The sequence below is a fragment of the Geoglobus sp. genome (assembly GCF_054018175.1).
Genome location: NZ_JBPLZQ010000008.1, coordinates 1 through 7,809 on the forward strand (window position 1 = coordinate 1; position 7,809 = coordinate 7,809).

Annotated in this window: 10 protein-coding genes; 6 read left to right on the top strand and 4 right to left on the bottom strand. The window is 51.1% G+C overall.

Going from position 1 to position 7,809, the window contains the following annotated elements:
- On the top strand, positions 1–711 hold a 711-nt coding region (locus ACXJJC_RS00615; RefSeq protein WP_456368557.1), incomplete at its 5' end, for an oxidoreductase dimerization domain-containing protein.
- On the opposite strand, the gene ACXJJC_RS00620 is transcribed toward ACXJJC_RS00615, so the two are convergent.
- The 3 genes from ACXJJC_RS00620 to pheT form a co-directional block, all read right to left on the bottom strand.
- On the bottom strand, positions 692–1,822 hold the full coding sequence (locus tag ACXJJC_RS00620) for a radical SAM protein (protein WP_456368559.1): 1,131 nt from the start codon (positions 1,820–1,822) through the stop codon (positions 692–694). The two genes, ACXJJC_RS00615 and ACXJJC_RS00620, sit on opposite strands and share 20 nt — an antisense overlap.
- Positions 1,785–1,985, bottom strand: coding sequence for a hypothetical protein (locus tag ACXJJC_RS00625; protein WP_456368561.1), 201 nt, complete (start codon positions 1,983–1,985; stop codon positions 1,785–1,787). The genes ACXJJC_RS00620 and ACXJJC_RS00625 overlap by 38 nt, the downstream gene beginning before the upstream one ends.
- A gap of 144 nt (positions 1,986–2,129) precedes the next feature.
- Positions 2,130–3,773 carry a phenylalanine--tRNA ligase subunit beta gene (gene pheT / locus ACXJJC_RS00630; protein ID WP_456368563.1) on the bottom strand — a complete coding sequence of 548 codons (1,644 nt, stop codon included), beginning with the start codon at positions 3,771–3,773 and terminating at the stop codon, positions 2,130–2,132.
- A 105-nt stretch (positions 3,774–3,878) separates the two neighbouring features.
- On the opposite strand from pheT, the gene ACXJJC_RS00635 reads away from it, so the two are divergent.
- The 4 genes from ACXJJC_RS00635 to ACXJJC_RS00650 are packed head-to-tail and all read left to right on the top strand — an operon-like array spanning position 3,879 to position 7,222.
- Positions 3,879–4,622, top strand: coding sequence for a DUF6834 family protein (locus ACXJJC_RS00635; RefSeq protein ID WP_456368565.1), 744 nt, complete (start codon positions 3,879–3,881; stop codon positions 4,620–4,622).
- Between the two features lie 50 nt (positions 4,623–4,672).
- Positions 4,673–5,674: a 5,10-methylenetetrahydromethanopterin reductase gene (gene mer, locus ACXJJC_RS00640; protein ID WP_456368567.1), complete on the top strand. Its 1,002-nt coding sequence runs from the start codon at positions 4,673–4,675 to the stop codon at positions 5,672–5,674.
- A 43-nt stretch (positions 5,675–5,717) separates the two neighbouring features.
- Positions 5,718–7,019, top strand: coding sequence for a DHH family phosphoesterase (locus tag ACXJJC_RS00645; RefSeq protein WP_456368569.1), 1,302 nt, complete (start codon positions 5,718–5,720; stop codon positions 7,017–7,019).
- Positions 6,998–7,222 (top strand): KEOPS complex subunit Pcc1, encoded by a 225-nt coding sequence (locus ACXJJC_RS00650; RefSeq protein ID WP_456368571.1) that lies wholly within the window; start codon positions 6,998–7,000, stop codon positions 7,220–7,222. Before ACXJJC_RS00645 ends, ACXJJC_RS00650 begins: the two co-directional genes overlap by 22 nt.
- On the opposite strand, the gene ACXJJC_RS00655 is transcribed toward ACXJJC_RS00650, so the two are convergent.
- Positions 7,179–7,625 (bottom strand): FAD synthase family protein, encoded by a 447-nt coding sequence (locus tag ACXJJC_RS00655; RefSeq protein ID WP_456368573.1) that lies wholly within the window; start codon positions 7,623–7,625, stop codon positions 7,179–7,181. The genes ACXJJC_RS00650 and ACXJJC_RS00655 overlap by 44 nt on opposite strands.
- Positions 7,626–7,629: 4 nt before the next feature.
- Between ACXJJC_RS00655 and ACXJJC_RS00660 the strand changes: the two genes are divergently transcribed.
- On the top strand, positions 7,630–7,809 hold a 180-nt coding region (locus ACXJJC_RS00660), incomplete at its 3' end, for a hypothetical protein (RefSeq protein ID WP_456368575.1).

Here is a 7,809-nt window from a genome sequence, read left to right on the forward strand (position 1 = left end):
GTCGTGGAGGTGCAGAAGACCGGAAAAAGCAGGAAGGTCGTGGCCCAGGGAGAGGACGAGAGGATCGAGGTCGAAGGCGAGGTGGTTCTCGTCGCGGTCGGGAGAGAGTCAAACTCGGACATCCTGAAGCCCGAGAGAGGTGGGGTGGAGACTGACGATAGGGGGTGGATCAGGGTTGACAGTCACCTTGAAACCAGCGTAAAGGGGGTCTATGCAATAGGCGACGCCAATGGGAAGTACATGTTCAGGCACGTGGCAAATAGAGAAGCGATCACAGCCTACGAGAACGCTTTCAAAAACGAGGGGAGGAAGATGGACTACTCAGCCGTACCTCATGCAGTTTTCACGCAGCCAGAAGTTGGCAGTGTTGGATTGCGAGAACGGGAGGCAGTCGAGAAGTATGGAAAGGACAACGTGCTGATTGGATACGGGGAGCTGAGGTCAACAGGCAAGGGCCTGGCGACGAACGCTGAGGGGTTTGCGAAGGTGATAGTGCACAGGAACGGGATGATACTCGGAGCTCACATAGTGGGAAAATCGGCCTCGATCCTCGTTCAGGAGGTTGCCACACTCATGGCGATTGGAGCGAGATATCACGCACCATTCCACGCCCCGCACATCCACCCCGCGTTGAGTGAAGTCGTGAGCTGGGCGTTCGGAAACCTGATGAGCGTTGACGAATATCACAGACTCATCTCACCGGGCACCTGACGCCGTATGCAGAGCACATGACAGGATCGCAGGCGAATATGTGTCCGGAGTACACGAGAGCCCTGTACCTGCACCCTCCCTTGCACTCCTCAAGGAACTCGCAATCGCATCCGAGCTCCTCGAGTCCCCAGATGAACTTCTCCCTCAGCCACTTCCAGCAGCGCCTTAATCCATCATCTACAACGTGTCCCACTGATTCCTCGAAGAACCCGCACTTCACGACTCTGCCATCCGGATTTACCTCACAGTAGTGTGCTCCGCAGGCAAATCCGCCTTCGCTCACATGCCCGAGTTCTCCAAAGCCATATCTTCCGAGAATTCTCGAAACCTCCTCCATTGACGGAATGAGGTTACTCTCGGTGGTTGGTACATCCACTGTCCACCTCTTCACCCCGATGTCCTCCAGAATTCTCTCAAGCTGATCGAACTCCTGCAGGTTGTATTTCGTCAGCATCGTCGAGACCGAGACGTCCACCCTTTCAGCAAGCATCTCTATGCTCTTCACAACCTTCTCCCATCCACTCCCCCTCAGCTTTCTGTGACCCTCCAGTCCGTCGAGGCTCACCTGAACCTCATCCACAAGCTCTGAAAGCCTGTTAGCCTTTTCCCGATTTACAAGATAACCGTTGGTCAGGAGAACAACCCTGAAAGGCTTCTGTCTCGCATACTCGAGAAAATCCCAGATGCGAGGGTGAAGGAGCGGCTCGCCTCCTGAAACCATCAGCTTCAGACCGCCAATCTCGTGGAACTGATCAACGGCAGACGTAAACGTCTGGGAATCCATGAAGATGTTTCTCTGCCTCACGTAGCAGTGCTGACACCCGAGATTGCACCTTAAAGTCACGCTCAGGAGCATGTACCTAAGTGAGGGTTCATCCTGTTCAACAAACGAGTTCTCTCTTCTCCCGTTATCAAGCTCGACAAGCCCTTCTGAGAGGAGAAAATCTAGGAGGTCATCGTCAACCTCAACCGCTCCACCATCACAGCTCAGCAAAAAATTGAAAGCTTCACGGTCGAGCTCGTAGAGCTCGTCGGTTGCTGCGTTGTAGGCGTAAAGTCTGTCCCCAAACTTTCTAAGCAGAACTCTTTCTGCAAGCCTGAGATACCGCAAGATCTACCTCCTCGAGGGTTAACCTCCCCGACTCCACAAGGTGCTTCAGCACCTTGAACGCCGCACACTCCAGGGTATCCCCGGGCTTGTAGAAATCACAGGCCGAACATATGATTTTCCTGTACTCGTTCTCAGCACGAGACACTGCACTTGCAGATGCCATTCTTCCTCCTCTCCACCTTCCTGATTCTCATGTGCATCACCCTGTCACAGTTGTATTTACCCATATAAAAACCTTTTTTATCAATTTTTTCAGAGACATTATTACAAATTAACATTAAATGAAGAAAAAATAACACGGATTGCTTCAGATCACAAACCCGGTATCAAAAACAGCGGAAAGGTCGAGCTCAAAGCCAGCCACCGGCATCGTGATCTCAAACCTTTCCAGCACTTCCGGATGTATTTCACCAAAAACGCCCACCTTTTTCCCGTTAACCATAATATCTGCCCTTCTGCCCTTTATGAAAGCCCCGTCATCACTCTCCTCCACATCCCACTTCAGGTCGAGCTCGTGCATCACTGCCTGAACCACGCTCCTTATCTCCGCGAAATTTGCCCTCGAGTGAGTCGTGCAGGCTGCGAGCTTCAATCTGTTCTTCATACCCACAACAACGTCACCAACCTCGAATATCCTCTGTGGCATCGCCTCATGCCTGTTATACTTGAGGAGCTCGATTAGCTTCGGGAGTATGTCTGTCCTGAGGATCGTGTGGTCCTCGGTAAGCGGGTGCATAACCGGCACGTAATCGTCCCAGGGTTTTGCACCCCTGTTCATGTACTCGTACATAACCCTCTCGTTCGTCAGCGTGAAGGTTATCACCTCCGTGAAGCCCAGGCCAATCATTACCTCCTTAACCACATCCCTCATGTAGTTCCACTCATGCTCTCTGCCGATCCCGGGAGTTGATGGGTAGTTCACCGGAATTCTCTCGTAGCCGTAGCCTATAGCTATATCCTCGATGATATCCCACGGGTGCATTATGTCTGCCCTGTACGGTGGGATCAGCACCTCCACCTCGTCCTGTCCAATCTCAAAGCCGTATCTCATCCTTCCGAGGGCCAGCTTTAGCTCATCATCACTCAGCCTGAAACCGAGGAGAGAGAATATCTCCTCCTTCTTCACCACCATCCTTTCGGGAGACATGTCCGGTGTGAACTCGGTTCTGTCAGGGTAAATCACCTCGACGCCCTCTACAACGCCACCCCTGTCAGCGAACATGGCAGCAAGTATTCTCAACGCTCTGTCCACGTTGTCGTCAAACCCCGTAACATCTATGAAAAGAGAGGTTGTCCCCTCTTTAACCCTCGTCTTTTCCGCGTTGATTATCGGTGGGAATGATATCACCTCGTTCCTCGCGTCAATTATCATTGGGTACCGATCCTTTCCCTCGAGGATATGGGCGTATTCCACACCCTTGGGATGTTTTTCGAGTATCTCGGCAACGCTCATTTCTTCTCTGAAGTCGAGCGGTACAAAGGAGAAGGATGAGTCAACTGCCGTGTACCTCAGCGGGAAGTTTACCTTCTCCAAGTCATGGATGCCAATCGCCATCTTCCTCCGGTTCCTGCCGATCGTCCAGTGCAGATCCTCCTGAATCTGGATAATGGACCGCAGCAGCTCTTCATCCACGTTTATGTTTCTCACAACGCAACCAATAATCCTGGGCCTGACATCCAGAACGCTCTTTTCAACATAAATTTTCCAGTTGCCCTCCTTAACCCGGTAATCAACATAACCAAATTCTATGTCCATGAACCCCTTTAATGCCCTCGCAACACCCTCCACACTGTACAGGTCGGGGCGGTTCGGAAAGAACTCGACGTCAACATGATCTTCCTCAACCCTCTCGATGTCGCACCCGAGCATGGGAAGTTTTTCGAGAATTTTATCCCTGCTCTCTCCCACCATCCTCTCGAGCTCGTCCCAGTAGAGCGTGACAACTGGCATCACTCGGATTTCAATCTTCAGAATATAAAGTTTAACGAAAATCCGGTTTGATTGCCAGCTCAAGAATTGACAACATTTAAAAATTTACGTGCGAAAGGGCATGCGATGGACGACATCAGAGAGGTCGTGAGGCTCGTTTCAGAGAAGCTCGCTGGCAAGGATGTTACCACAGAGGACGAGATCAGAAGGGTGGCCTTGAGGGCGATGCTCCAGCACTTTGGGGCGAGGCACGTCAGCAACGTCGAGGAAGTGATATCTGCTGTCGTTGAGAGTCTGTGCGACGAGCCTGTCTCCCTCCACAGCCTGCACTACTCCGAGGAGCTGAAGATAGATGACCTCACGTTCAGGCACATTCACACCTGCAAACCCACCAGGGATCAGGTTGAAGAGGCTTACGACGAGTTCGTAGCCTCGAGAAAACTCCTCGACTCAATACCCGTTATGAAGGAGGTCACCGACAGGTTCTTCTCAGGTTACGAGGTCAAGGATGGACTCATCAGGGTGTACAGTAAAGGGAAGAACAGGTACGGCGTCTACTACTCAACGATAGACGACGTCGGAGAGGACATAGACACGCACGTGAATGTTGCAGGAGAGTTCGACGGTGAGTACGTTGTAGTGGTACCGACTGAAGATGAGGTGACTCACTTCCTGAAGTTCTTCGCCAGACATTCTGAAAAGGTCAAAAATGCCGGGTTCAAGATATGGGTTGTCAATACCAAGGAAAAAACGATAGACCCGTTCATAGGATATCCCAAGGACTTCCTGCTGCTGAAAGGATTCAAGAACCCAAAGATAGCCACGCAGATAAACTCGCTCTGGAGGGTGCACGTGGAGAATCTGGACTGAGGCCAACAAAAATCGAAAAGATTATACCACTTTATTAATAGTGGACGATTATGAAGTTCGGAATCGAGTTTGTTCCAAACATGAAGTACTACGAGCTCGAATACTACGTGAAGCTCGCGGAGGACAGCGGTTTTGAGTACACGTGGATAACGGACCACTACAACAACAGAAACGTTTACTCGATGCTGACCATACTGGCTCTTAAGACCAGCAGAATAAAGCTCGGTCCTGGAGTTACGAATCCGTACCACATCTCTCCAGCCCTGACCGCCTCTGCAATAGCCACGATAAACGAGCTTAGCAATGGAAGGGCCGTCCTCGGAATTGGTGCTGGCGACAAGGTCACCTTCGACAGGATCGGCATAAGCTGGACCAAGCCCCTCAGGAGGATGAGGGAGGCTGTCGAGATCATAAGAGCGCTGCACGGTGGAAAGTCTGTGAGTTACGACGGAGAGATATTCAAGTTCAACGGTGCGAGGCTCGACTTCAAGGCTGGCAACATCCCGATATACATCGGCGCACAGGGACCGAAGATGCTCCAGCTCGCTGCTGAGCTTGGAGACGGCGTGCTGATAAACGCCTCACATCCAAGAGACTTTGAGGCTGCCAAGGAGAACATAGATGCGGGGCTGAACAAGGCCGGGAAGAGCAGAGACGAGTTTGACGTCGTCGCCTACGCGTCAATGAGCGTTGACAAGGATGCAAACAAGGCAAGGAACGCCTCGAAGATAGTCGTCGCATTCATCGTCGCCGGCTCTCCTGACGTCATCTTTGAGAGGCACGGAATAAGCATGGACGACGTCAACAAGGTCAGGGAGGCCCTGAACAACGCATTCACCAAGGGGGACTGGCCCGGCGTAAGCAAGGCAGTAACTGACGAGATGATTGATAGCTTTTCAATCAGCGGTTCTCCCGACGAGGTCATCGAGAGAATCAAGGAACTCTCCAAGTCGGGAGTTACGCAGGTTGTCGCCGGCTCGCCTATCGGGCCAGACAAAAAGAAGTCAATCCAGCTAATCGGAAAGGAGATCATCCCTGCCTTCAGGGAGTGAATCTCCAGCAAATTTTTTTATCTTTTCCACCGATTTTCGATCCATGTTCGAAATGCTGAGAGTTGAGGCAAAAAAAGCGGTCAAAATCATCGAAAAACACGAATTCGCAAGAATTTACACCCACTATGACGTTGATGGCATCTCATCTGGGGCAATTATCGCCACAGCACTTCTAAGAAAGGGTGTTCAGTTTCACCTCTCGTTCCTCAGCGGGCTGAATGACGGGGTGGAGGTCGAGGATGAGCTCGTGATATTCGCCGACATGGGGAGCGGTTACCCTGACGTGATTTCGAGCATTGATGCGGATGTTATCGTCGTGGATCACCACTTCCCTGTTGGCAGGATAGAGGCGAGAAGAGAGTTCGCGCACATAAACCCACACTTGGCAGGAATAGACGGTTCATACGAGCTCTCGGCGAGCGGTACTGCTTTCATATTCGCTAACGAGGTTGGAGACAATTCAGACCTCACATCCCTCGCTCTTCTCGGAATGATTGGCGACAAGCAGAAAATGTCTGGGGGAAATGCTGAGATCCTGAGAAAGGGAATCGAGAGTGGACATATCGAGGAAGGAGAAGGATTGAGAATGATATCCGGTAAGGTAAGAGACGTTTTGAGGCTGAGCCTCGAACCCTACCTGGACTTCTACTCCAAGGAGGACGAGCTCGAGGAATTCCTGGAGATGGTTGGAGTCAGTGGAGACAGGGAGTTCGACGAGCTCACAAGAGAGGAGGAAAGAAGGCTCGCAAATGCAATAGTTCTCAGAGTTCTGAGCATGAACTCCTATCCGGGAGTTGTCGAGGACTTTACGGGAAAGAAGTTCTTTCTGAAAAACGAACTTGTCAGTAATGCAGTCATGATGAGTGAGGTCGTGAATGCGACCGGAAGAAAGGCCTCGCAATCGATAGGGTTCGGGATATGCATGAGAGATGAGGGCTACCTCGAAAAAGGTCTTGAGCTGTGGAAAAAATTCACGGTTGAGATCCACGAGGAGATCGAGAGAAGGAGAGATGAGGTCAGGGAAGGAGAGTGCATAAGGTATCTGATAATGGAGGAAGGGTCCTCAACAGGACCCATCGCATCAGTGTTTTCCCGCTACCTCTTCGCTGACAGGCCCTTTGTTGCGATAAACATAAAGAAAGACGGCAGGGTGAAGGTTTCGGCCCGATCCAACCAGAAGCTGGCGGAAAAAGTTGATCTTGCGGAGGTTATGAGGGTTGCTGCCGAAAAAGTTGGTGGGAGAGGAGGAGGACACGTGGTGGCTGCAGGAGCCAATATAAGCGTAGAAGTGGTTGATGAGTTCATACAGGAGGTGGACAGGCTTTGCTGTACACAGTTAGGTTAGAGATGGACCTGAAGGAGTCAGAAGTTATTGCCAGTGCTCTGAAACCAGACGACCTCGAGTGGGCGAGATCCAAGATAGAAAACGGAAAGCTGATAATTGAGGTGAGAACCAGCAAAATAGGGGCACTGATAAACGCAGTGGAGGACTTCTTCATGAACATCAAGTCCGCCTCATCTGCTTTAAACGCTCTGGAGCGAGAGTGAGTATCCTCTCCACAATCTTCGCTGAGCTACAGAGTTCGCACTCCTCTCTGGCATCGATTCTCACAACTTCTGCCTCGATTCCCCTCTTCTTCAGCTCCCTACTCAACCACTCCTCGTCGAAGTGCTGGTCGTGGCCAAGAGCAATAACATCCGGCTTTATCCTCTCGATTGGTCTGAACATGTCCTCGGCATCGCCAAGAACCGCCTCATCCACAGGCTTCAGAGCTCTCACAACTCTGACCCTCTGCTCTTCAGGAATGACCGGCTTGGGCTTGTGCCTGACGTTTCTCTCCCTCGCAACTATCACGATCAGGTAATCTCCGAGCTTCTTCGCTTCCTCAAGATACCTGATGTGTCCCGGATGGATTATGTCGAAGGTACCTGTGGCAACGACCTTTCTCATCAAAGTGGGAACAGAAGAGAGGATTATAACTGTTGTGGGTTTGAAAACCTGGAGCACCGGTCACAAAACAATTACGATTTCTCGTCTTTTAATTCACGCGACTACTTCAGGAGCACGTGAGCTGATAATCCTCCAAGAGAGAACTGGAAAGACGCTCAAACTCGATCAGGAAACTCCAGTATTA

Coding starts and splice junctions, on each gene's coding strand:
- ACXJJC_RS00625 (WP_456368561.1), bottom strand. CDS start 1,985: ATGGCATCTGCAAGTGCAGTGTCTCGTGCTGAGAACGAGTACAGGAAA.
- pheT (WP_456368563.1), bottom strand. CDS start 3,773: ATGCCAGTTGTCACGCTCTACTGGGACGAGCTCGAGAGGATGGTGGGA.
- ACXJJC_RS00635 (WP_456368565.1), top strand. CDS start 3,879: ATGGACGACATCAGAGAGGTCGTGAGGCTCGTTTCAGAGAAGCTCGCT.
- mer (WP_456368567.1), top strand. CDS start 4,673: ATGAAGTTCGGAATCGAGTTTGTTCCAAACATGAAGTACTACGAGCTC.
- ACXJJC_RS00645 (WP_456368569.1), top strand. CDS start 5,718: ATGTTCGAAATGCTGAGAGTTGAGGCAAAAAAAGCGGTCAAAATCATC.
- ACXJJC_RS00655 (WP_456368573.1), bottom strand. CDS start 7,625: ATGAGAAAGGTCGTTGCCACAGGTACCTTCGACATAATCCATCCGGGA.